At 74.3% G+C, this 23,059-nt stretch carries 22 protein-coding genes and 1 pseudogene; 8 read left to right on the top strand and 15 right to left on the bottom strand.

Annotated features, from left to right (window positions below):
• Positions 1 to 91: 91 nt before the first annotated feature.
• A complete protein-coding gene (locus ACGFZL_RS25605; protein ID WP_393695049.1) occupies positions 92 to 1,468 on the bottom strand; it encodes an ankyrin repeat domain-containing protein in 1,377 nt (458 codons plus the stop codon).
• Between the two features lie 57 nt (positions 1,469 to 1,525).
• Between ACGFZL_RS25605 and ACGFZL_RS25600 the strand changes: the two genes are divergently transcribed.
• Complete coding sequence (locus ACGFZL_RS25600; protein WP_355172827.1) at positions 1,526 to 1,774, top strand: DUF3253 domain-containing protein; 249 nt, start codon at positions 1,526 to 1,528, stop codon at positions 1,772 to 1,774.
• Positions 1,775 to 1,805: 31 nt separating this feature from the next.
• Positions 1,806 to 2,255 carry a DUF6314 family protein gene (locus tag ACGFZL_RS25595; protein ID WP_393695047.1) on the top strand — a complete coding sequence of 150 codons (450 nt, stop codon included), beginning with the start codon at positions 1,806 to 1,808 and terminating at the stop codon, positions 2,253 to 2,255.
• Here ACGFZL_RS25595 and ACGFZL_RS25590 read toward each other — a convergent pair.
• Entirely contained in the window at positions 2,252 to 3,700 is a 1,449-nt protein-coding gene (locus tag ACGFZL_RS25590; RefSeq protein ID WP_393695045.1) for a PLP-dependent aminotransferase family protein, read from the bottom strand. The genes ACGFZL_RS25595 and ACGFZL_RS25590 overlap by 4 nt on opposite strands.
• Here ACGFZL_RS25590 and ACGFZL_RS25585 point away from each other — a divergent pair.
• A complete protein-coding gene (locus tag ACGFZL_RS25585) occupies positions 3,699 to 4,655 on the top strand; it encodes a DMT family transporter (protein WP_393695043.1) in 957 nt (318 codons plus the stop codon). The genes ACGFZL_RS25590 and ACGFZL_RS25585 overlap by 2 nt on opposite strands.
• Before the next feature lie 39 nt (positions 4,656 to 4,694).
• Positions 4,695 to 4,874 (top strand): annotated as a pseudogene (locus ACGFZL_RS25580) (DUF1918 domain-containing protein); the annotation flags it as partial.
• Positions 4,875 to 4,985: 111 nt separating this feature from the next.
• On the opposite strand, the gene ACGFZL_RS25575 reads toward ACGFZL_RS25580, so the two are convergent.
• The gene (locus ACGFZL_RS25575; protein ID WP_393695041.1) at positions 4,986 to 6,236 is read right to left on the bottom strand and encodes a glycoside hydrolase family 10 protein; all 1,251 of its coding nucleotides are present in this window, start codon (positions 6,234 to 6,236) and stop codon (positions 4,986 to 4,988) included.
• Between the two features lie 173 nt (positions 6,237 to 6,409).
• Between ACGFZL_RS25575 and ACGFZL_RS25570 the strand changes: the two genes are divergently transcribed.
• Both ACGFZL_RS25570 and ACGFZL_RS25565 read left to right on the top strand, forming a co-directional pair.
• Complete coding sequence (locus tag ACGFZL_RS25570; protein ID WP_355172817.1) at positions 6,410 to 7,285, top strand: 3-hydroxybutyryl-CoA dehydrogenase; 876 nt, start codon at positions 6,410 to 6,412, stop codon at positions 7,283 to 7,285.
• 195 nt (positions 7,286 to 7,480) lie between these two features.
• Positions 7,481 to 7,741 (top strand): hypothetical protein, encoded by a 261-nt coding sequence (locus ACGFZL_RS25565; RefSeq protein WP_355172815.1) that lies wholly within the window; start codon positions 7,481 to 7,483, stop codon positions 7,739 to 7,741.
• Between the two features lie 5 nt (positions 7,742 to 7,746).
• Here the strand turns inward: ACGFZL_RS25565 and ACGFZL_RS25560 are convergent, their stop codons facing one another.
• The 9 genes from ACGFZL_RS25560 to infC form a co-directional block, all read right to left on the bottom strand.
• A complete protein-coding gene (locus ACGFZL_RS25560) occupies positions 7,747 to 8,277 on the bottom strand; it encodes an NUDIX hydrolase (protein ID WP_355172813.1) in 531 nt (176 codons plus the stop codon).
• 55 nt (positions 8,278 to 8,332) lie between these two features.
• Complete coding sequence (locus ACGFZL_RS25555) at positions 8,333 to 9,673, bottom strand: transcriptional regulator (RefSeq protein ID WP_355172811.1); 1,341 nt, start codon at positions 9,671 to 9,673, stop codon at positions 8,333 to 8,335.
• A 453-nt stretch (positions 9,674 to 10,126) separates the two neighbouring features.
• Positions 10,127 to 12,640 carry a phenylalanine--tRNA ligase subunit beta gene (gene pheT, locus ACGFZL_RS25550; RefSeq protein ID WP_393695037.1) on the bottom strand — a complete coding sequence of 838 codons (2,514 nt, stop codon included), beginning with the start codon at positions 12,638 to 12,640 and terminating at the stop codon, positions 10,127 to 10,129.
• Positions 12,640 to 13,761: a phenylalanine--tRNA ligase subunit alpha gene (gene pheS / locus ACGFZL_RS25545; RefSeq protein ID WP_393695035.1), complete on the bottom strand. Its 1,122-nt coding sequence runs from the start codon at positions 13,759 to 13,761 to the stop codon at positions 12,640 to 12,642. The genes pheT and pheS overlap by 1 nt, the downstream gene beginning before the upstream one ends.
• 166 nt (positions 13,762 to 13,927) lie before the next feature.
• Complete coding sequence (locus tag ACGFZL_RS25540; RefSeq protein ID WP_393695033.1) at positions 13,928 to 15,052, bottom strand: ATP-binding protein; 1,125 nt, start codon at positions 15,050 to 15,052, stop codon at positions 13,928 to 13,930.
• Between the two features lie 51 nt (positions 15,053 to 15,103).
• Positions 15,104 to 15,952 carry a TrmH family RNA methyltransferase gene (locus ACGFZL_RS25535; protein WP_393695031.1) on the bottom strand — a complete coding sequence of 283 codons (849 nt, stop codon included), beginning with the start codon at positions 15,950 to 15,952 and terminating at the stop codon, positions 15,104 to 15,106.
• A gap of 183 nt (positions 15,953 to 16,135) precedes the next feature.
• Positions 16,136 to 16,519 (bottom strand): 50S ribosomal protein L20, encoded by a 384-nt coding sequence (gene rplT, locus ACGFZL_RS25530; protein WP_053128232.1) that lies wholly within the window; start codon positions 16,517 to 16,519, stop codon positions 16,136 to 16,138.
• Between the two features lie 104 nt (positions 16,520 to 16,623).
• The gene (gene rpmI / locus ACGFZL_RS25525; RefSeq protein ID WP_003977225.1) at positions 16,624 to 16,818 is read right to left on the bottom strand and encodes a 50S ribosomal protein L35; all 195 of its coding nucleotides are present in this window, start codon (positions 16,816 to 16,818) and stop codon (positions 16,624 to 16,626) included.
• Positions 16,819 to 16,930: 112 nt separating this feature from the next.
• Positions 16,931 to 17,614, bottom strand: coding sequence for a translation initiation factor IF-3 (infC, locus tag ACGFZL_RS25520; protein WP_393695078.1), 684 nt, complete (start codon positions 17,612 to 17,614; stop codon positions 16,931 to 16,933).
• 375 nt (positions 17,615 to 17,989) lie between these two features.
• On the opposite strand from infC, the gene ACGFZL_RS25515 reads away from it, so the two are divergent.
• Positions 17,990 to 18,346, top strand: a complete 357-nt coding sequence (locus ACGFZL_RS25515; protein ID WP_355172801.1) for a DUF1844 domain-containing protein — start codon at positions 17,990 to 17,992, stop codon at positions 18,344 to 18,346.
• A 38-nt stretch (positions 18,347 to 18,384) separates the two neighbouring features.
• Here ACGFZL_RS25515 and ACGFZL_RS25510 read toward each other — a convergent pair whose 3' ends face one another.
• The 3 genes from ACGFZL_RS25510 to ACGFZL_RS25500 are packed head-to-tail and all read right to left on the bottom strand — an operon-like array spanning position 18,385 to position 21,394.
• Entirely contained in the window at positions 18,385 to 19,116 is a 732-nt protein-coding gene (locus tag ACGFZL_RS25510) for an SseB family protein (protein WP_393695029.1), read from the bottom strand.
• A gap of 44 nt (positions 19,117 to 19,160) precedes the next feature.
• Positions 19,161 to 20,342, bottom strand: a complete 1,182-nt coding sequence (gene mycP / locus ACGFZL_RS25505; RefSeq protein ID WP_393695027.1) for a type VII secretion-associated serine protease mycosin — start codon at positions 20,340 to 20,342, stop codon at positions 19,161 to 19,163.
• A complete protein-coding gene (locus tag ACGFZL_RS25500; protein WP_393695025.1) occupies positions 20,339 to 21,394 on the bottom strand; it encodes a hypothetical protein in 1,056 nt (351 codons plus the stop codon). Before ACGFZL_RS25500 ends, mycP begins: the two co-directional genes overlap by 4 nt.
• A gap of 457 nt (positions 21,395 to 21,851) precedes the next feature.
• Between ACGFZL_RS25500 and ACGFZL_RS25495 the strand changes: the two genes are divergently transcribed.
• Positions 21,852 to 23,054, top strand: a complete 1,203-nt coding sequence (locus tag ACGFZL_RS25495; protein WP_393695023.1) for an amino acid deaminase/aldolase — start codon at positions 21,852 to 21,854, stop codon at positions 23,052 to 23,054.
• Positions 23,055 to 23,059: the final 5 nt, after the last annotated feature.

Below are 23,059 nucleotides of genomic sequence, written 5' to 3'. Positions count from 1 at the left end.
TCCTGCACACCTACAACCACCACCGCGGCCACACCGCACTCGGAGGCAAGCCACCGATCAGCCGTGTGAACAACGCTGCGGGTCAATACACCTAGGGCGTGTTCTCCCGGTTCCGCTGCCAGGTCCAGAACGCGGAGAGGCGGTGGTCGTGCTCGTACCCGGGGCGGGAGAGCGGGCCGACCCGCTCGATGGCCTCCCCGGTGCGCGGGTCGTCCAGCCTGAGGAGGGCGTAGGCGGCGTTCAGCCGCGTTCCCAGGTCGGCCTCGTCGAGCAGGGCCACGAGGGCGTCGGCGACCGCCGGCGAGCGGATCACGTCGTTCGCGACCCCCTCCGCGACGAAGCCCCGGGCATCGGCCACCGGGTCCCGGAGCAGCGTGACGACGACGTCCGTGAACTCCGCGCTGCCGTCGTGGACCGCCGTCAGCACCCGGCCCGCCCCGGCGCGCACCAGCCAGTCCGCGTCCCGGGCGAGTACCAGCAGGGCGGCGCGGGCCTCGGCGCTCAGCGGCGGAACAGGGGGGTCCCAGCCGCGCAGCAGATCGGGGACCCGGGCGCGGACGCGTGGGTCCGGGTGACCGGCGTGCCGCAGTCCGACGGCCTCGCTCTGCCGGTGCTCCGTCTCGCTCAGGACGCGGAGCACCTCAGCGAGGACGCCCGGGTCGTCGTCCCCTTCGGTGGCCCAGGCGACGAGCAGGTCTGCCGTCTCCCCCACGTAGGAGTCCCGGTGGCTCGACGGCCACCACATGAGGTACGTGTCGAGCACGTCGACGACGAAGCGACGGGTCTCCGGGGCCGGGGCGTGGCGGTGGGTGGTGAGGGCCGTCCACGTCTCCTTGCTGCGGCGTCGGCCGAGGATCCACCGGGCGGACCACCAGTCGACGTGGTCGGGGTCGCGGCAGGCCACGGCCCTGGCCACCAGTTCGTCCACGGGGGTCAGGACGCGGAAGGCCCACTCCAGGTCGGTGAGGATCGCGCCGTGCCCGTCGCGGGCCGTCAGGCCGCCGAGCGTCAGCTGTGTCGCATGGTGGTACTCGTCGTCCGGCATCCGGGTGCGGAGCGCCGGTCCCGGGGCGCCCGTCCGGTCGCGAAGTCCGGACTCCACGCCCCGCTCGTACCACCACCGGGCCAGGGCGAGCAGCCGCTCCCGCTCGGCCTCCGGGAGGCGCAGCCGGGATTCTCGGCCGCGCACCGCCGACGCCACCGCCGGGGAGCCGCCCTCGACGGCCCGGCGCAGCGGTGTCGTGCCGTCCGGCAGCTCGCGGTCCGGGTCCGCGCCGCCCTCGACGAGCGCCTCCGCGACGGCGGCGTCGTAAGCGGCGATCGCCAGGCACAGGACCGGCAGGCCGTCGTCGGTGACCGTGTCGGGGGCCGCTCCGGCTGTCAGCGAGGCGGTCACGGCCTCCGCGTCCCCGCGTCGGACCGCCGCCGTGAGCCGCGTACCGGCTGTGCTTCGCTGTGCCCTCGTCATCGGGTGAGGGTAGGCGCTGAGTGGCGCGCTCGGTCGTCCCGGTGCCAGGCTGAGGCGGTGGACGCCCTCGCCCGGGTCGTGCTCGGTCTCCTGGACGAGCGCGCACCCACCTCCAGCATCTGCCCCTCAGACGTCGCGCGGGCGGCGTACGACGGGGACGACGAGGGGTGGCGTGAGCTGATGGAGCCGGTGCGGGAGGCTGTGCGAGGGCTGGCCGATGCGGGCGAGGTCGAGGTGACGCAGCGGGGGCGCGTCGTCGATCCCCGGGAAGCGAAGGGCCCGGTCCGGATCCGGCGCCCGCGCTGACGGACGTCGTGAAGCGGAAGGCAGAACAGGGATGGGCGCGGGATGGCCGGTGCCGGACGTGCTGGCGTATCTGGCCGGGCGGTGGCGCACCGAGCGGGCGGTGGTGGATCTGGCGGGCGGCGCCGAGGGCCGCTTCACGGGGGTCACGGTGTTCGGCCCGCTCGACGGCGGCGGGCTGCTCAGCCGCGAGGACGGCCGCTTCACCTGGCAGGGTGTGAGCCGGCCCGCCGAGCGCACCCTGCGCTGGCTGCCGGGACCCACGCCGAACACGGCCGACGTGCGCTTCGCGGACGGGCGGCCCTTCCACCTCCTCGACCTGGCCGAGGGGCGTCACGTGGCCGACCACCCGTGCGCCGCCGACCTCTACCGCGGCGAGTTCACCGTGCTGGACGAGGAGCGCTGGCGGACCGTGTGGCGGGTGGGCGGTCCCGCCAAGGACCTGCTGCTCACCACCGAGTACGTCCGCGCCGACGCCTCCTAGGACAGCGGCAGCACCTCCGCGCAGGCCGCCGCCAGCCGGCGCACGCCCTCCGCGATCTCGCCGGTCCCGGCGACTCCCGCGAAGCTCAGCCGCAGGTGCGGGGCCGGGGGCTCGGCGCTGAAGTAGGGGCGGCCCGGCGTGACCGCGACCCCGGCGCGCAGGGCCGCCGCCGCCAGGGCCGACTCGTCGGTGCCGTCGGGCAGCCGGGGCCACAGGTGGTAGCCGCCGGAAGGGATGTGGGGCAGGGCGAGGGCGGGCAGGTGCTGCCGCAGGCCGGTGGTGACGGCGTCGCGCCGGGCCCGCAACTCCCCCGCGACGGCGCGCAGGTGGCGGGGCCACGCGGGCGAGCCGACGAGTTCGAGGGCCGCCTCCTGCAGCGGCCGGGGCACGAAGAAGGTGTCCACCACCTGGATGGCCCGCAGCCGCTCCACGACCGGCCCGCGCGCGGCCAGCGCGCTCACCCGGAAGCTCGGCGAGGTCGCCTTGGTCAGCGAGCAGACGTGCACGACCACGCCGTCCGGGTCGTCGGCGGCGAGCGGCGCCGGCAGCGGCCCGGCGTCCTCGTGCACCAGCCGCCGTACGAAGTCGTCCTCGACCACGAAGGCCCCGGCCTCCCGGGCGATCCGCAGCACCTCGCCCCGCCGCTCGGGGGCGAGCACGGCGCCGGTCGGGTTCTGGAACAGCGGCTGGCACACGAAGAGGCGGGCCCCGCTGGCCCGGAAGGCGTCGGCGAGCAGGGCGGGGCGCACGCCGTCCGCGTCCACCGGGACCGGCACCGGGCGCAGCCCGGCAGCCCGCGCGATGGCCAGCATGCCGGGGTAGGTCGGCGACTCCACCAGGACCGGGGCGCCGGGCGGGGCGAGCGCGCGCAGGGTCGTGGTCAGCGCGGACTGGCCGCCAGCGGTGATCAGCACCTCCGCGGCGGTGATCGCGCCGCCGATCCCCCGCGCGAACCACTCCCGCAGCTCCGGCAACCCCTCCATCGGCGGCCTGCCCCACGCGCCAGGGCGGCGCCCGGCACGGGCGAGGGCGGCGGCCATGGCCCGCTCGGGCTGGAGGGAGGGGTGCAGGTAGCCGCCGTTGAACTCGATGACGCCGGGCGGCGGCGCGGCCAGCGAGACGAGGACCCCGGAGGCGTCCACGGAGCGCGGCACGAGGTCGGCGGAGCCGTCGACGCTGAGCGCGACCTCCTGCCAGGAGGTGTCACCGGCGGGCGCCTGCCCGGCGTGCGGCGGCCGGTCGGCCCGGAACGCCCCGGCGCCCGGCCGGGTCACCACCAGGCCCTCGGCGGCGAGCTGCCCGAGGGCCCGGGAGACGGTCACCGGGCTGACCCGGAAGCGCTCGACGAGGGCTCGGCTGGACGGGAGCTTTCCGCCGGATGAGTAGCGGTCGAGCTCCTTCCGCAGCTCTTTCGTCAGTTCCGCGACACTGCTACGCTGGTGCATGAGAAGAAAGAGTAGCGCTACCGCAGATGCGAAGATAGCGGTCGAGGCCCCGGTCACCGCGACCGGCGAGCCCGCCGCCGCCTCCGCCTCGCCGGCCGCCACGTCCTCCGGCACCCTGCTGGCCGCCCTCGGTGTCGTCGCCTTCTCCCTCACCTTCCCGGCCACCGCCTGGGGCCTTGAGGGCTTCGGCCCCTGGTCGCTGATCGGCGTGCGCAGCGTCCTCGCCGCGCTGATCGCCGGCAGCTGCCTGCTGGCACTGCGCGTCCCGCTGCCCGGCCGGCGCGAGCTGGCCGGGCTCGCGGTGGTGGGCGCCGGTGTGGTGCTGGGCTTCCCGCTGCTGACCACGCTCGCCCTGGAGACCTCGACCACCGCGCACGCCGCCGTGGTGGTCGGCCTGCTGCCGCTGACCACGGCGCTGGTGTCCGCGCTGCGCTTCGGCACCCGGCCCTCGCGCACCTTCTGGGCCGCCGCCCTGGCCGGCGCGGCGGCGGTGCTCGGCTTCACGGTGCAGCAGAGCGGCGGCGCGCTGACCTCGGCCGACGCCTACCTCTTCGGCGCCCTGCTGGTGTGCGCGGCGGGCTACGCCGAGGGCGGGCGGCTGGCCCGGACGATGCCGGGCTGGCAGGTCATCGGCTGGGCGCTGGTGCTGTGCCTGCCGCTGACGGTGCCGATGGCCGCCGTCGCGCTGTCCTTCGAGCCGGTGCGGCTGACCGCGCACGGCGTGGCCGGGCTGCTGTGGGTGGCGGTCGGCTCGCAGTTCCTCGGCCTGGTGGTCTGGTACCGGGGCATGGCGGCGATCGGCATCCCCAAGGCCAGTCAGTTGCAGCTGGCCCAGCCGCTGCTCACACTGGTGTGGTCGGTAATTCTCCTGGGCGAACACCTGCCGGTGGCCGCTCCGCTGACGGCCGCGGCGGTTCTCGTCTGCATCGCGGTCACCCAGCGGGCCCGAGGCTGAGCGAATCTGAGCGGCACCTGCGGTGAGGAGGCGTCGCGCATGCAAGCCAACCAGGGCGACCAGCTCGTCCAGCACGGCCGGGTGGTCGGCGAACACGACAAGGTCGCCGAGATCACCGAGGTGATGGGCCGGGGCGGCGGTCCGCCGTACCGGGTGCGGTTCGAGGACGGGCACGAGGCGGTGTGCTCCCCGGGACCCGACTCCGAGATCCGCCACCGGCACGAGGAGCGGCAGCTCACGGACCGGCGGCAGGACCAGGACCCGACCACGCGGGCCGGGTACCTGACCTGACCTGAAGGGATCGGCTGAGGGGACCGGCTGAAGGGGCTCTCAGCGTCCGGCGCCGCGCGCCGCTTCCCCGTAGTGGTCGGCGGCCACCCGGGCCAGTGCGCCGATCCGGTCCTCGGCCACCTCGCGGGCGGAGAAGAACACGTGGCCGCGCACCTGCGGGTGCTCCCGCGCCAGTTCCAGGTGGCGGGAGAGCTCGCCCGCGTCCTGCCAGGGCGCGGGCTGCGCCTCGCCGCCCGCCTTGTACAGCGCCTCCCCGACGAACAGCTCGGTCCGGCTGCCCTCAGCGACATCCGCCCACCAGGCGAGCAGCTTCGCGTAGTCGGCGCCGTCCTGGCCGATGGACCAGTACAGCTGCGGCACGACGTAATCGAGCCAGCCCTCGCGCACCCACTTCCGGGTGTCCGCGTAGAGGTCGTCGTACGTCCGCACGCCCGCCCGGGTGTCCGAGCCGCGCGCGTCGTCGGCGGCGTTGCGCCACACCCCGAACGGGCTGACACCGAAACGGGCGGTGGGCCGCACGCTCCGCACCCGCTCCGCCGTCTCGCGCACCAGCAGGTCGATGTTGGCGCGCCGCCAGTCGGCCTTGGTGGCGTGGTCCTTGCCGTGCGCGGCGAAGGTGCCGGCGTCGGCGAAGCTCTGGCCGGCCACCGGATAGGGGTAGAAGTAGTCGTCGAAGTGGAGGCCGTCCACCTCGTACCGCTCCACCGCGTCCACCATGGCGTCCTGCACGAAGGCACGGACCTCCGGCTGTCCCGGGTCGTAGTAGAGCTTGCCGCCGTAGGGCACCACCCACTCGGGGTGCTTGCGTGCGGGGTGGGCGGGGATGAGCCGGGCGGGCTCGTCGTGGGTGGCGACGCGGTACGGGTTGCACCAGGCGTGCAGCTCCAGGCCGCGGGCGTGCGCCTCGGTGACGGCGGTGCCCAGCGGGTCCCAGCCGGGGTCCCGGCCCTGGCTGCCGGAGAGGAACTCCGACCAGGGCTCGTACGGCGAGGGCCACAGCGCGTCGGCGGTGGGGCGCACCTGGAGGAAGACCGTGTTGAGCCGGTGCTCCACCGCCGCGTCGAGCAGGGCGGTCAGCTCGGCGCGCTGCTCGGCGGCCCGCAGCCCGGGGCGGCTCGGCCAGTCCCGGCCCGCGACGGTGGCCAGCCACATGCCGCGCATCTCCGGCACCGCGCGGGGCGCGCCCCCGGCGTGCGGCCGGTGCGCGGGTGCCGCGGACGCGGCGCGGGGGGCCAGGGTGAACGCCGACAACGCCGCCACCGCGAAGGCCCGGCGCGAGATCCGATGCATGAGCGGTCTCCTGAACGCTGTGGATCCGCACGGTCACGGATCGTGTACGGGGCCTCAGCATGCCCGACCCGGAGGACGGATCCGCGGCACATCGGAGGTAACGTGCTCGATCGGAGCAGGCGCCGGAGACCCCGGCCGGTCTGCGGCAGCCGTTGGTCAGCGAAAGGGACGATGTGACCGGCTTCTCGGGAGATATCGCACGCGTCGGCGTGGTGGGCTGCGGCCAGATGGGGGCCGGCATCGCCGAGGTGTGCGCGCGCTCCGGTCTGGAGGTGATGGTCGCCGAGACGACCGGCGAGGCCCTGGAGATCGGTCGCACCCGGCTGCACAACTCGCTGCTCAAGGCCGCCGAGCGCGGCAAGATCACCGAGGAGGAGCGGGACGCGACGCTGGCGCGGCTCAGCTTCACCACCGACCTCGGCGAGTTCGCCGACCGCGATCTGGTGATCGAGGCCGTGGTGGAGAACGAGCAGGTCAAGACCGAGATCTTCCAGGTGCTCGACCAGGTGGTGACCCGCCCCGACGCGATCCTGGCGTCCAACACCTCCTCGATCCCACTGGTGAAGCTCGCGGTCGCCACCTCGCGCCCGGACAGCGTGATCGGCATCCACTTCTTCAACCCGGCCCCGGTCCAGCAGCTGGTCGAGCTGATCCCGGCGCTCACCACCTCCGAGGGCACGCTGAGCCGGGCGCAGCTGTTCACCGAGAAGGTGCTCGGCAAGCACGCCATCCGCGCCCAGGACCGCTCAGGGTTCGTGGTCAACGCGCTGCTGATCCCGTACCTGCTCTCCGCGATCCGGATGTTCGAGTCGGGCATCGCCAGCCGCGAGGACATCGACAACGGCATGGAGATGGGCTGCGCCCACCCGATGGGCCCGCTCAAGCTGGCCGACCTGATCGGCCTGGACACGGTCGCCTCGGTCGCCTACTCCATGTACGAGGAATACAAGGAACCGCTGTACGCCGCTCCCCCGCTGCTCCAGCGCATGGTCGACGCGGGCCGCCTCGGCCGCAAGAGCGGCTCCGGCTTCTACAGCTACGGTCAGTGACGCGCAGGCGCGCACCCCGACGGGCCCGGCACCCTCACAGGTGCCGGGCCCGCTCCATTCACACGGCGTGTGCGCGGCGGGCACGCATATGCCTTCCGCACACGCTCCCCAGGCGCCCACCAGGCGAGTTCACTGATCATGTACATGGCACACATGTCGATCCGGGCCACACCCGGAACGGAAAGGAGCGGACCCATGACCACCGATCCCGACCATCTTCCCCTCGCCCCCGGTGAACTCGCAGAGTTACGGCGTCGGTTGGACGTCGCCTACGCCCGCGTGGAGGGCGGGCTGGCGCTGCTCAGCCATCGCACCGAGGAGACGGCGAAGGAACTGGACGAGCTGAGCACCCGGCTCGTCTCCCTGGAACACGCCCGCTGGCCGCTGCCCACGATCACGGCCGTCACGGCGGCCGGCGCCCTGGTCGTCACCGTCTGGCAGGCGATGGGGCGTTGACCCGGTCAGCCCAGGCGCAGGTGGTGCAGGAGCAGTAACGCCGCCGCCATGTTGGCGGCCGGCACCTCCCCGCGGGCGACCAGATCGGGGACGACCTTGAGCGGGACCCACTCCCGGCGGTCGGACTCGAAGTCGTCCACGGGGTGGCCCACGTACGCGGCCTCGTCCGCCCAGTAGACGTGGTGCCGGGCGTCGGTGAGGCCGTTGGACGGCTCCACGCTCATCAGGTGGCGCAGCGGTCCGGGCCGCCAGCCGGTCTCCTCCTCCAGCTCCCGGGCCGCCGCCACCGCGACGTCCTCGCCGTCCTCGACCACGCCGGCGGCCAGCTCCCAGCCCCAGCTGTCGGTGATGAACCGGTGCCGCCACAGCAGCAGCACCTCCTGGGCCTCGTTCACGACGGTGGCCACGGCCACCGGGCGCATACGGATCAGGAAGTGGTCGAGGTGCCGGCCGTCGGGCAGCCCGACGTCGGCGAGATTGACGCTGAACCAGCGGTTCGCGTACACGGTTTGTTCTTTCTCTTTCGTCCACTGCACGGTTCTGCCACCTTTCGTTCGTTAGGTGGCAGAATCGCAGTAGTAGTGGGGGCGGCTAAAGCGGTACGCGCAGTGCCCCGTCGATCAGTTCGGCGGCCTCGACCGTCCCCGACCCGCCGCTGCGCACCAGGTGCTCGCGCACCGCCCTGAGCCGGTCGCGCAGCCGTTGGGACTCCATGCCCCGGGCCTGTTCGGCCATCTGCACGGCGGTGGCCACCGCCTTCTCCGCGTTGCCCCGGCGCAGTTCGACCGTGCTGAGCATGGCGAGGCGGTGCACGCGGCCCCGGTCGTGGGCGGGGGTGTCGACCGCCGCGGCGGCGTGCTCGCCGGCCGCGGCCAGCTCGCCGAGACTGAGCAGCGCCTCGGCCACCTGGACGTTGACCAGGCCGGGTTGGACGTAGCCCGTCTCGTCCGGCTCGTGCCCGCGCCGGATCCGCTCGGCGGCCTGCTCGGCCTGCCGGATACGGGCCAGCGCGCCGGTGGCGTCGCCGAGATGGGCGTACGCCTTCGCCTGCATCGCGTACAGGTCGGAGGCGAGGGCGGGGGTGATGTGCCGGCCCGCGGTACGCAGCGCGGCCTCGGCGAAGGCGACGGCCTGGCGGTACTCCCGTAAGAACAACGCCTGATTGACCAGCAGCGCGATGACGTAGGCGCCCAGGCCGCGGTCGCCGCTCGCCTTGGCCAGGCGCAGGGCCTGGTGGAAGTAGCGCTGGGCGAGGCCGTGCGCGTCGGAGTCGTACGCGCAGATGCCGGCCACCGCCACCAACCCGCCGGTGGCGCGGTGCAGTTGGCGGCCGGTGGCGTCGGTGTAGCCGCCGCGCAGCAGGGGGGCGGTCTCGGAGTTGAGGAAGCAGACGATGCGGACGCGCGTCGCGACGCCGCCGGTCTTGCGGTACATCTGCTCGTAGTGCGCGCGGGCGCAGCGCAGCATCTCCAGGTCGGCGGCGGTGACGCGGTGCGGGCCGCCGCGGGAGACGTCGACGTCCTCGGGCGGGTTCTCCCACTCCCACACCGGCATCACCGCGGGCGTGCCGGTGAGCGCGGGGGCGCCGAGGACATGCGGGCGCTGCTGCTCGTCGGAGCGCCACAGGGCGGTGGCCCGCTCCACGAACCCCGACAGCGAGCCGGTGTGCGGGGTGACGGGCTCGCCGGGGACGCCGAGGCCGATGTCGTCGAGGGTGACGGGGCGGTGCAGGCGCGCGGCGAGGACCTCGCAGATCAGGTCGGGGACCTGGCCCCTGGGGCGCTGGCCCTTCAGCCAGCGGGCCACGGCGGTGTGCTCGTAGCGCAGGGCGAGTCCGCGGGCGCGTCCCGCGTGGTTGACGTGGGCGGCGAGGCCCGCGTGCGAGACGCCGGCCTCGTCGAGGATGGCGTCGAGGAGGGTGTTGGGATACATGGCCGCTCCGGCGGGGACTGGGTGCCGTAAGCGTAGTGTCCCGGTCCTCACACGGGGTGTGAACGGAGTACGAGCCTCCGGGGCCCGCGTACGGTGCCGCTCGGCCGGCCATCCCCGGTTCACTTGGCTGGCCGGGCCGCCGACTCCCCCCTCTTACAGTCCGGCGGCCCGGTTCCGGCTGCGGTGGTGTGCGGGCTGCGGCAGCGTCGTGGCTGGTCGCGCAGTTCCCCGCGCCCCTGAATGCCCTTGCCGTGAACGGCCCTGCTTTTAGGGGCGCGGGGAACTGCGCGAGCAACCACAGCGGACCCGCAGTCGCCCATGCACAGCGCTCCCCCACCCCTTGGGCGCCCAAGGGGCGCGGGGAACTGCGCGAACGGCCACGACGCACCCGCAGCCGCCGAACTGTCGCAGCCCCCCGCCCCCTTGGGCGAAGCAACCCTGCCAAGAGGGGCGTCAGGCCCTCAGCGTGGCCCCCGTGCGCTCGCCCGCGAGGGCGACCGCCGCGTCGCGGGCGGCGGACGCCTCGTCCACCGTCAGCGTCCGGTCGACCGCGCGGAAGCGGAGCGCGTACGCGAGGGACTTGCGGCCCTCACCGAGCTGCTCGGCGTTGTCGTAGACGTCGAACAGGCGGATGGACTCCAGCAGCGAACCCGCACCCTCCCGCAGCGCCGCCTCCACCTCGGCGGCCGGCACGAACGCCTCCACCACCAGGGCGACATCCTGCGTGGCCATGGGAAAGGCCGAGATACCCGGCGCCCGAGGCGTGTCGTCGCCCGCGAGGGCCAGCGCGTCGAGGTCCAGCTCCATCGCGCAGCTCCGCGCGGGCAGCCCCAGCGACTTCAGCACCCGCGGGTGCAGCTCACCGGCGTGCCCGATGACGACGGGCGCGCCGTCCACGGTGACGGCCAGCTCGGCGCAGCGGCCCGGGTGCCACGGCCCGTACTGGCCCTTGCGGACGATCAGCTCCGCCCCGGTCTCCCGGGCCACCGTCCGCGCCGCCTCGACCGCGTCGGCCCAGTCCGCCGGACGGCCCCTGCCCCACCAGCCGGCCTGCTCGCGGGCGCCGGCCATGACGACGGCGACGTGCCGTGGCTGGTCAGGCAGGGCCGCGTCCAGCGCGGCGATGTCCTCGGTGCTCGGGCGCCGGTCGACCGGCAGCGAGACGGCCGGCCGCTGCTCGGCGCGGGGGTGGAAGACCAGGCCGGTCTCGAAGAGGGCCAGGTCGTGCGCGCCCCGCCCGTCGTTGCGGCGCAGCGCGCCGAGCAGTCCCGGCAGCAGCGAGGTCCGCAGCGCGGGCTCCTCGTCGCTGAGCGGGTTGACCAGGCGCACCACCCGGCGCGCCGGGTCGTCGGCGGCCAGGCCGAGCTGGTCGAAGACCCGCTCGGAGACGAACGGGTAGTTCGGCGCCTCGACATACCCCGCGCCTGCCAGCGCCCGGCCGACCCGGCGGCGCATCCGCTGCCCGGCGGTCAGACCGCGCCCGGCGGGGGGCCGGGGCAGCGTGGAGGGCAGGTTCTCGTAGCCCTCCAGGCGGATGACCTCTTCGGCCAGGTCGTTCGGGTCGGTGAGGTCGGGCCGCCAGGACGGCACGGTGACGAGCAGCTCGTCCTGCCCGTACACGTCGCAGCCGACCTCCTGGAGGCGGCGGACGACGATCTCGCGGCCGTAGGAGACACCCGCGACCTTGTCCGGGCGGTCGGCGGCCATGCTGATGGTGTGCGGCGCGGCCGGCGCGCTGATCTCGGTGACGCCCGCCTCGGCGGTGCCGCCGGCGAGCAGCACGAGCAGGTCGACGGTGCGCTGCGCGGCGGCTGCCGCGGCCTGCGGGTCGACGCCCCGCTCGAAGCGGCGGGACGCCTCGGAGGACAGCTTGTGCCGGCGGGCGGTGCGCGCGATGGACACCGCGTCGAAGTGGGCCGCCTCGATGACCACGTCGGCCGTGGCGGCCGAGAGGTCGTCGTGGTCGGCGATCTCCGTGTTCGCTCCGCCCATCACGCCGGCGAGGCCGATCGGGCCGCGCTCGTCGGTGATGACCAGGTCCTCGGCGGTCAGCGTGCGCTTGACACCGTCGAGGGTGGTGAGGTGCTCGCCGCCCTCGGCCCGGCGCACTCCGATGGTGCCCTGGACCAGGGAGCGGTCGTAGGCGTGCAGCGGCTGGCCCAGCTCCAGCATCACGTAGTTGGTGACGTCGACGGCGAGCGAGATCGGGCGCATGCCGGCCTTCTGCAGGCGGCGCTGCAGCCAGATCGGGGAGCGCGCCTCGGGGCTGAGGCCGGTCACCGTGCGGGCGGTGAAGCGGTCGCAGCCGGCGGGGTCGGCGATCTTCACCGGGTGCCCGTGGGCGTTGGGCCCCGGCACGTCGAGCAGCGCCGGGTCGCGCAGCGGCAGGCCGTAGGAGATGGCCAGCTCGCGGGCGACGCCGCGCAGCGACAGGCAGTCGCCGCGGTCGGCGGTGACGGCGATGTCCAGGACCTCGTCGACCAGTTCGAGCAGCTCGATCGCGTCCTTGCCGACCTCGGTCTCGGGCGGCAGCACGATGATGCCGTGCGTGCCGTCGTCGCCCATGCCCAGCTCGTCGGCGGAGCAGATCATGCCGTGCGAGGTCTTGCCGTACGTCTTGCGGGCGGCGATGGAGAAGCCGCCGGGCAGAGTGGCGCCGGGCAGGACGACGACGACCTTGTCGCCGACGGCGAAGTTGCGGGCGCCGCAGACGATCTCCTGCGGCTCACCCGTGCCGTTGGCGGCACCCACGGCGACGGTGCAGAAGCGGATCGGCTTCTTGAAGCCCTCCAGCTCCTCGATGGTCAGCACCTGGCCGACCACCAGCGGGCCCTTGAGGTCGGCGCCGAGGTGCTCGACCGCCTCGACCTCCAGGCCGGCCGAAATCAGCTTGGCCTGCACGTCGCGGCCGGTCTCGGTGGCCGGCAGGTCGACGTACTCCCGCAGCCAGGAAAGCGGGACCCGCATCAGATCTCCATCCCGAACGGCCGGGTGAACCGGACGTCACCCTCGACCATGTCTCGCATGTCCTCGACGCTGTGCCGGAACATCAGCATCCGCTCGATGCCGAACCCGAAGGCGAAGCCGCTGTACTTCTCCGGGTCGACGCCGCAGGCGACGAGCACCCGCGGGTTGACCATGCCGCAGCCGCCCAGCTCGATCCAGCCCTCGCTGGAGCAGGTGCGGCAGGGCCGGTCGGGGTTGCCGACGGACTCGCCACGGCACACGTAGCAGAGCATGTCCATCTCGGCGCTGGGCTCGGTGAAGGGGAAGAAGTCCGGGCGCAGCCGGGTCTTCATGCCCTCCCCGAACAGGGCCTGCACCATGTGGTCCAGGGTGCCCTTGAGGTCCGCCATGGTCAGGCCCTCGTCGATGGCGAGCAGCTCGACCTGGTGGAAGACGGGGGTGTGCGTCGCGTCCAGCTCGTCGGTGCGGTAGACGCGGCCGGGGCAGATCACGTACACCGGCAGCTCGCGCTGGAGCAGGGAGCGGATCTGCACCGGGGAGGTGTGGGTGCGCAGCACGACACCGGACTCGGTGCCGCCCTCGGGGCCCTTCACGAAGAAGGTGTCCGCCTCGCCGCGGGCGGGGTGGTCCGGGCCGATGTTGAGGGCGTCGAAGTTGAACCACTCGGCCTCGACCTCGGGGCCCTCGGCGACCTCGTAGCCCATGGCGACGAAGACGTCCTCGATGCGCTCGGACAGCGTGGTCAGCGGGTGGCGGGCGCCGGCCGGGACGCGGTCGTGGGGCAGCGTGACGTCCACGGCCTCCTCGACCAGGACCCGGGCGTCGCGCTCGGCCTCCAGCTCCTCCTGGCGGGCGGCCAGCGCCTTGTTCACCGCGCCGCGGGCCTGCCCGACGCGCTTGCCGGCGTCGGCCTTGGCGTGCGGGGGCAGGGCGCCGATCTCGCGGTTGGCCAGCGCCAGCGGGGAGGTGCCGCCGGTGTGGGCGACCTTGGACTCCTGGAGCGCGTCGAGGGAGCCCGCGGCGGCGAAGGCGGCGAGCGCCTCGTCCCGCATGCGCTCGATCTCGTCCGGTTTCAACGCCTCGACCTCTACAGGGTCGTACGACTTATTGGGTGCCGACATCTCTTCCCGTACTTCCCGTACTTCCCGTACGTGCGATTGGCTGGCTGACGTCCCCGTCACCCGACTCGCTGGCCGTGTGCAGGACACAAAGGTGCCAAAGGCCGAGTCTAACGGGGGTGGAGAAGGGCGATGGCGCCCGTGGGGTGCCCGGCCGTCCCAGCCGGTGTCAGCTGAGGTACGCCGGTGCCGCCACGGGCAGGGTAAATCGGAACAGGGCGCCGCCGCCGGGGGCCCGGCCGACCGTGATCGTGCCGCCGTGGGCCTCCACGATGCCCTTGACGATGTACAGCCCGAGGCCGGTGCCGCCGCGCTTGCTGCCACGCCAGAAGCGGGTGAAGACGCGGTCCATGGACTCCTCCGGGATGCCCGCCCCCTCGTCGCTCACCGTGACCGACGTGCCGGTGTCCTCGCCCTCTCGGGGGGACGCCGCGGGCGTGATGTCGATGGTGACGGTTCCCTCGCCGTGCCGCACCGCGTTTTCCAGCAGGTTGCTCAGCACCTGGTCGACCTTGTCGGGGTCGGCCCACAGCGCGGGCAGCGGCTGGGCGAGGCGGAGCAGGAAGCGGTCGGCGCCCTGGCCCGCCGCCACGTACGCCTGGATGTGCCGGCCGACGGCGGCGCCGATGTCGACGGGCTGGCGGCGCACCTCGAGGCGCCCGGAGTCGATGCGGGAGATGTCGAGCAGCTCGGCGATGAGCCGGGTGACGCGGTCGGCGTCGGCGTCGACGGTCTCCAGCATCAGCCGCTTCTGGTCGTCGGTGAACCGCTCCCACTTGGCCAGCAGCGTGGCGGTGAAGCCCTTGACGGAGGTGAGCGGCGAGCGCAGCTCGTGGGCGACGGTGGCGATCAGCTCGGCGTGGCTGCGCTCGGTGCGCCGCCGGGCCTCGGTGTCGCGCAGGGTGACGACGAGGCGGTGCAGCGGGCCGGCGGGCTCGGTGCGCACGTAGCGGGCGGCGACGAGGACCTCGCGGCCACCGGGCAGGAGGAGGTTGCGCTCGGGCTGGCGGACCCGGATCGCGAGGCCGCCGTAGGGGTCGGTCAGCTGCCACCAGCGGCAGCCGTCCAGGTTCACCAGCGGCAGGACGGCCTCCAGGGGGCGGCCGAGGGCCTCGCCGGCGGAGCGGGCCGTGATGCGCTCGGCGGCCCGGTTGAAGCAGAGCACCAGCCCGTGCTCGTCGGCGACGACGAGGCCGTCGGGCAGGTCGTCGGGGTCGACGCCCAGGCCGACCGGGTCCGCGGGCGGGCGCGGCGCCTGCCGTGCGCCCGGAACGCTGCTGGTGCCGACCCTCATCCCCGTACCCCACCTCTCCGCCGTGCCGGGGCCCCCGAGCTGGTCACCCTACTAGCTCGTGGTGACGCTGCGGCACCCTCCGGCGGCACGCTGTGCACGGGCGGACCCGTAGAGACATACGGCGGCGGCGGTCGCGAGGTTCAGACTCTCGGCCTTCCCGTGGATCGGCACCCGCACCACGGCGTCGGCCAGCGCCCGGGTCTCCTCGGGCAGCCCCCACGCCTCGTTGCCGAACACCCAGGCGGTCGGCCCGCCCATGGTGCCCTCGTCCAGCTCGGCGTCGAGATCCCGCTCCCCCGCCCCGTCGGCGGCCAGCACCCGCACCCCGGCCTCCTTGAGCCCGCCCACGGCCCGCTCGACGGGCACGCCCACGGCGACCGGCAGATGGAACAGCGACCCGACCGACGCCCGCACCGCCTTCGGGTTGTACAGGTCCACGGAGGCGTCGGTCAGCACGACGGCCTCGGCCCCGGCGGCGTCCGCACACCGCAGCACGGTCCCGGCGTTCCCGGGATCCCGCACATTGGCGAGCACGGCGACGAGCCGGGGCCGCGCGGCGAGCACGTCCTCGAAGGAGGTGTCCAGGAACCGGCACACCCCGACCAGCCCCTGGGGGGTGACGGTCGTGGAGATGTCCTCGATCACCTCCTCGGCGGCGAGGTGCACCCGGGCCCCGGCCCCCCGCGCCTCCCCCACGATGTCGGCATACCGCTCAGCGGCCTCGACGGTGGCGAACAACTCGACCAGCGTCCCCCGATGCGAGGCCGCCTCCCGCACGGCCTGCGGCCCTTCGGCAAGAAACAGCCGCTCCTTGCTCCGGAAGTTCCGCTTGGCCAACCGCCGAGCGGCAACGACCCGAGCCGACCGAGGGGAGATCAGCTCAGGGCTGACGAAAGACATGCAGTCACCTTCGAACGAAGCTTGGGGTGAGGCTCCTATGGGCGCGGGGAACTGCGCGACCAACCACAACGCACCCGCAGCCGACGAACAACCGCACCCGCCCGAACGGTGAGGGCCCGCAAGCCTCAAAGCTCGCGGGCCCTCAACTCACATCACCGGCACAAGCCGGCGCAGCGACAAGCGTCACGCCGCCTTGGGCGCGTTCACATCGCTCGGCAGCGCCTTCTGCGCGACCTCGACCAGCGCCGCGAACGCCGCCGCGTCGTTGACCGCCAGGTCGGCGAGGATCTTGCGGTCCACCTCGATGTTGGCGGCCTTCAGACCCTGGATGAAGCGGTTGTACGTGATGCCGTTGGCGCGGGCAGCGGCGTTGATGCGCTGGATCCACAGCTGACGGAAGTCGCCCTTGCGCTTCTTGCGGTCGTTGTAGTTGTAGACCAGCGAGTGGGTGACCTGCTCCTTGGCCTTGCGGTACAGGCGCGAACGCTGACCGCGGTAGCCGGAGGCCTGCTCGAGGATCGCCCGGCGCTTCTTGTGGGCGTTGACTGCCCGCTTGACGCGTGCCACTTGTTAACTCCTTGTAGCGGGGCCGCGGTGGTCCGCACGCGGCCCGGAAACGATTGGGTCCCGGTCCTGACTGACGTACGGCGCTCGTGGTGAGCGCCGGTGCGTCACTTGCCGAGAAGCTTCTTGATCTTCGCGGCGTCGCCCGGGGCCATCTCGGCGTTGCCGGTGAGGCGGCGCGTCACGCGGGACGACTTGTGCTCGAGCAGGTGGCGCTTGCCGGCGCGCTCGCGGAGCACCTTGCCGGAGCCCGTGATCTTGAAGCGCTTGCTGGCACCGCTGTGCGACTTGTTCTTCGGCATGGCGCCGTTCTCTCCTCGTCGGTGGCGCTCCGGTGCCCGGTCGCGAGAACCGGGCACGGTGGAGCGTCGCTCTTCTTTCGGTTTACGTCCTGGGGACTCGCGTCCCCGGGGGTCACGCCTCGGCGGGCGCCTCGGCCTGGGCCTCGGCGGTCTCCACGCTGTCGGTGTCGTCGATGTCGTCGACGCCGTCCGCGTCCGCGGCGTTCTGCGAGCGGCCCGGGTTGGCCTTCGCGTCCGCCTTGCGGGCTTCCTGCGCCTGACGGGCCTCGGCCATGGCCTCGGTCTTCTTCTTGTGCGGACCGAGAACCATGATCATGTTTCGGCCGTCCTGCTTCGGGTTCGACTCGATGAAGCCGAGGTCCTGAACGTCCTCCGCGAGCCGCTGGAGCAGCCGGTAGCCGAGTTCCGGCCGGGACTGCTCGCGACCACGGAACATGATCGTGATCTTGACCTTGTCGCCCTGCTTGAGGAACCGGACGACGTGACCCTTCTTGGTGTCATAGTCGTGCGGGTCGATCTTCGGCCGGAGCTTCATCTCCTTGATGACCGTGTGCGCCTGGTTCTTGCGCGCCTCACGGGCCTTCATGGCCGACTCGTACTTGAACTTCCCGTAGTCCATGAGCTTGCACACGGGCGGACGGGCGTTCGCCGCGACCTCGACGAGGTCGAGGTCGTACTCCTGCGCAAGCTCCAGGGCCTTGGCAAGCGGGACAATCCCGACCTGCTCGCCGCTGGGACCGACAAGTCGCACCTCGGGAACGCGAATCCGGTCGTTGATGCGGGGCTCGGCGCTGATGGATCCTCCTCGGTAGCACCACGCGACGGTCTGGCGGACAGCCGCGTAACGTCTGTGTTCGATATAGACCTAACCGCGCCGGACCATGAAAAATGCCCCGGGACGATCACATGCGGGCTCCAAGCACTACCGGAGCACCGCCGCGATGCCGCGGGGCGCGCTTTCGGGCGACTCCATCGTCCGTACGGAACGATGGCGGCCGCCTGACCGGGTGACCCGCCGCCCGGAAGGCGGTCGGGTGGGAGATCGGAGCCTCCACTTGTGGGCTGGGCACTGGTGTCCAGCCGGTCGTCACACGAGGTTACCAGGATCGGTGGTGCGGGGCTAATCGGGGCGGAACCGGGGCCTTCGCCCGCACCGCATATCGTGTGGGGCATGAGTGACACCCCTCCCCAGACCCCCGACTTCGACGCCATGACCCGCGACATCGCGGAGGTCCCCGCGGTCGAGGTGATCGTGACGGTCGCCGTCAACCTGATGAGCGCCGCCGCCGTGAAGCTCGGACTGAGCGAGGAGGGCGAGGAGCACAAGGACCTGGACGAGGCGCGCAAGCTGGTGCACGCGCTGGCCGGGCTGCTGGACGCGAGCGCCACCGAGATCAGCTCCTTCCACGCGGCCCCGCTGCGGGACGGCCTGAAGTCGCTCCAGCTGGCCTTCCGCGAGGCGTCCCTCGTCCCGGACGAGCCGGGGCAGGGGCCGGGCGAGAAGTACACCGGCGCGATCTACGGCTGACCGCTCCCTCGCGTACGCGGCTCACCCGCCTACGCGGCTCACTCCCGTACGAACAGGGGCTCGCCCGGCGGCGTGGCCTCGGCCGGCAGCAGTGCCAGGTCGAGGCCGCGCACCAGGCGGGCCCGCAGTGTCTCGTCGGCCGCGAGCCGCTCGGCGACCGCGCGGGCGGCCTCGGCGGGCGGCGCGGACGGCGCGAGGACGAGGGCGAGGGTGCCGTCGGCCTGTCCCGGGCCGAGGTGGGCGCGGAGCACGGCGGGCTCGGCGGCCACCGCCGCGCGTACGGCCGCCGTGACGGCCGGGTCGGCCAGCGGGTCGGTGCTGGTGCGGCCCTCGGCCAGCGCCAGCAGGGCGGGGCCGGTCAGCTCGAAGGGCACCGGCCCCGCGAGGTCGAGCACCAGGGTGTCGGCCTTCTCGTGCGCGGCGGCCTCGAGCGCCTGGCGCAGCGGTACGGCGACGGGGCGGGCGGCGGGGTCCCAGCGGGCCAGCGCGGCGGTGGAGGTGAAGGCGGGCAGGGCGACGCGACCGCCGGCCTTGAGGGTGGGGACCGCCATGTCGCTGCTCTTCTCGCGGCGCAGTCCGTTCTCGTCCTCCTCGACCTCACCCAGGACGGCCACCACAGGGACGAGCAGCCGGGCGTCCTTGAGCGCTTCCAGGACCGGCGCCAAGGCGGTGCGGTCCGCGTCCCAGGCGGCCAGCGCGGCGCCGAGCCGGGGGTCGGCGGAGCCGTCGTCGTCGGAGTAGCCGGAGTCGGGGATGTTCTTGTTCGCCACGGTCGCCGACCCTATCGGGAGGGCCGCGGAACCGGTCGGCCCGGTCAGCGCGACGGGTCCCGGCGGGGGCGGCGGCCACGCCACAGCAGGACGGCGGCGACGACCAGGACGCCCCCCGCGCCGCCGGCCGCCGGGGCCGCCCAGGACGGGGCGCCGGACTCGTCGGCGGGTGCGGACGGTCCCGGCCCGAAGTACCGGTCGCCGTACGCCGCGGGGCGCAGGCCCTCCGGCTCGAGGCGGCCGGCCGCGGCCAGGGCGGCGGCGGGGTCGACGAAGCCGAAGCCGCGGGAGTCGTCGCGGCCGGCCGCCGGGGCGTCGCGGGCCGTGTCCTCCAGGAGCTTCTTGATCTGCGCCGGGGGGAGGCCCGGGTGGGCGGACTCGATCAGGGCGACGGCGCCGGAGACGAAGGCGGAGGCGGCGCTGGTGCCCCAGCCCTCGTAGTAGCGGTGGTCCGGGTCGGCGATGATCACGTCCACGCCGGGCGCGCTGACCGTGGCGTACCAGCGGCGGGTGGAGAAGGAGGCGCGGGTGCCGAAGCGGTCGACGGCGGTCGCCGCGATCACGCCGGGATAGGCGGCCGGGTAGGAGACGTGGTCGCCCTTCTCGCCGCCGTTGCCTGCCGAGGCGACCACGACCACGCCCTTGGCGAGGGCGTACTGCACGGCCTCGTCCTCGGTGGGCTCGGGGTGCGCGGAGGCGGAGTCGTCGCCGAGGGAGAGGTTGATGACGTCGGCGCCGTGGTCGGCGGCCCAGCGGATGCCCTCGGCGAGCGCGCCGCCGCGCTTCTTGCGGGCCTCGGCGCGGGCCGGGTCGCCGTCCTCGAGGATCACCCGGACGGGCAGGATCCGGGCCTCGGGGGCGATGCCGAGGACGCCCTCGGTGTCGCCGGGTCCGTGGCCGTGCCCGGCGATGACGCCGGCCATGGCGGTGCCGTGCCGGGCCCAGGAGCGGTCGCCCTCGCGGGCTCCGAAGCCGACCAGGTCCTTGCCGGGCAGGACGTTACCCTCGAGGTCGGGGTGGTCGGCCTCGACGCCGGTGTCCAGGACGGCGACGGTGACGCCGTGGCCCTTGGTGGTGCGCCAGGCCTCCCGGGTGTGCAGGGCGTCAAGGCCCCACTGCTTGGCGCGTATGCCGTCGGCGTGCGCGGCGGGGGCCGGGACGAGGGCGAGCGCGGCGGCGAGGAGGGCGCTCAGGGCGGCGGTGCGGCGGGGCGCGGCGGGCTTCATGACGGGGGCTCCGTGGCCGGTCCGGCGTGGCGGCGCAGGGCGCGTTCGACGCGGTCGGCGAGGCCCCGCGCCTCGTGGCCGAGCCCTGCCTGGGCGGGTGCGGAGGGGTCGTCGGCGCCTTCCTCCGTCGCGGCCTCGGCGGAGACGGGCTCGTCCGTCTCGCGGCCGTCGGCCCAGCCGGTCACCGCGTAGACGACCACGGGCGCGTCGGTGAGCACGGAGACGGTCCAGGCGGCGCGCTGGGCGGCGCCGAAGCCGGCGGCGGGGGTGTCCGGGGCGGCGTACGGCAGCGGCATCAGGTCGGCGCGGCGACCGAGGCCCTCCTTCTCGAACCGGGCGGCCAGCGCGGCCATGCCGGCCGCGTCGGCCTCGGTGAAGAGCAGGCCGACGGTGGTGACGTGGCTGCGGGTGGCGTCGGTGTACGTGGCGCGCAGCAGGCGGCGGCAGCCGACCGGGGCGAGGACCTTGGCGAGCAGCGGGTCGAAGGCGCGGGCGCAGCCGCCGTCCGGGGCGACGGCGACGCGGGTCCAGGTGCGGTCGGCGCCGCCGGGTCCCGCGCCGGTCCCCCGCACGGTGGGCGGGAACAGTTCGTCGACGGGCCGGCTGTGCCACAGCTCCCCGGCGGTGGCGTACGCGTCGCGGGCGCCGTCCGCCGCGCCGTCGCCGGCGAGCCGGCTGCCGGCGACCGATCCGGCGATGAGGCCGGCCCCGAGTACGAGGCACACGATGGCGGCGACCACGCGGGTCCGGGCACGCCCGCCGGGTGACCGCGTCCCGGTCGGGTCCGGTTCCGCCAGGATCGGGTCGGGTTCCGCCGGGACGGGACGCAGCCGGGCGGTCGGCTCTTCCGGGGCCTGCCGGCCCACGGTCGGCGGACCGTCGGGGAAGCGGGCGGAGGCCCGCGGCGGCGGGGGCGCGTCGCCGGTGTCCCGGGGGCCGGGGCCGGTGGGCCGCGGCCGGGGGTGGCTGAGCCGGGGGTGGCTGAGCGCTCCCTCGCGGGTCCCGTCCGCCACCGACTCCCCGGCGTCGAGCGCCCCTTCACCGGCCCGCATGCGACCGGGGCCGCCGACCGCGCCGACGGACGCCGACGGACCCGACGGGCGCGGCGGGCGCGGCGGCGCAGCGGCGGGCGGCGGCACGGCGGCGGACGGAGCCGGGGGCCCCGACGGACGCGGCGGCGCAACGGCGGGCGGAACCACGGCGGCAGGGGGAGCCGGGGGGCGCGGCGGGATGACGCTGCCCGTGGCGGGCGGGGACGACGGGCGGGGCGGAGCCTCGGGGGGTGGTGGGGCCGTGGGGCGTGGGGGGTAGGAGGCGCGGTGCGCTTCCGTGTTCATGCACCCCCCGTTCCTCAGCTCCGCACGGGCCGCCGCCCGGTGGTCCGTCCGCCGAGCGTGCGCGTCACTCTACGACCTGCCCCCACCGGGCGGGGAACCGGCGGGCGGGGCGGCGGCATTGGCCCGGAACGTCCCCCTACCCTGCGGTAATCCCATCTGGCAGGCTGCGTCCATGACTGCGCGCGCCGCCGACCGGGCCCGTTACGACCGGGCCACCGCCCATCTCGACGCCCCCGTGGCGATCGTGGACCTGGCGGCCTTCGACGCCAACGCCGACGACCTGGTCCGCCGGGCCGGCGGCAAGCCGGTGCGGGTGGCCGGCAAGTCCGTGCGGTGCCGTGCGCTGCTCGAACGGGTCCTCGCGCGCAACGGGTTCGCGGGGCTGATGTCGTACACGCTGGCCGAGTCCCTGTGGCTGGTCCGCTCCGGGTTCGAGGACGTGCTGCTGGCCTACCCCTCGGCGGACCGCGCCGGCTTCGCCGAACTGGCCGCCGACCCGAAGCTGGCGGCGGCGGTGACCGTGATGGTCGACGACCCGGCCCAGCTGGACCTGATCGACGCGGCCCGCGACGGAGGCGGCGAAGTGGTGCGGGTCTGCCTGGAGTTGGACACCTCGCTGCGGCTGCTCGGCGGCCGGGTGCGGGTCGGCGCCCGCCGCTCCCCGCTGCACTCCCCCGCCCAGGTCGCCGAGCTGGCCCGGGCGGTGGCCCGCCGGCCGGGGTTCCGGGTCGTCGGCGTCATGGCGTACGAGGGGCACGTGGCCGGCGTCGGGGACGCGGTGGCGGGGCACCCGCTGCGGTCGCGGGCGGTGCGGCTGATGCAGGCCGCCGCGCGCCGTGAACTGGCCGAGCGGCGGGCAGCGGTGGTGCGTGCGGTGCGCGCGGTGGTGCCGGACCTGGAGTTCGTCAACGGCGGCGGCACGGGCAGCGTGCAGCACACCGCAGCGGAGGACGCGGTGACGGAGATCGCCGCCGGCTCCGGCCTGTACGTGCCGCGGCTCTTCGACAACTACACGTCGTTCACCGGCCGTCCGGCCGCGCTGTTCGCCCAGCCCGTGGTGCGCCGCCCCGGCGTCGGCGTGGTGACCGTCCTCGGCGGCGGCTACCCGGCCTCCGGCGCGGCCGGACCCGACCGGCTGCCGGTGCCGTACCTGCCCGAGGGGCTGCGCTACGACCCCCAGGAGGGCGCCGGCGAGGTGCAGACGCCGCTGCTCGGCCCGCCGGCCGACGACCTGCTGATCGGCGACAAGGTGTGGTTCCGGCACGCCAAGGCCGGTGAGCTGTGCGAGCGGTTCGACACGCTGCACCTGGTGGAGGGGGACGCGGTGACGGCGACGGTGCCGACGTACCGGGGCGAGGGCCGCACGTTCCTCTGAACGCC

The organism is Streptomyces sp. NPDC048182, assembly GCF_043202555.1.
Classification (GTDB): Bacteria; Actinomycetota; Actinomycetes; order Streptomycetales; family Streptomycetaceae; genus Streptomyces.
The sequence above is the reverse complement of the archived record's forward strand: the minus strand, read 5'-3'. Positions and strand labels throughout refer to the sequence as shown.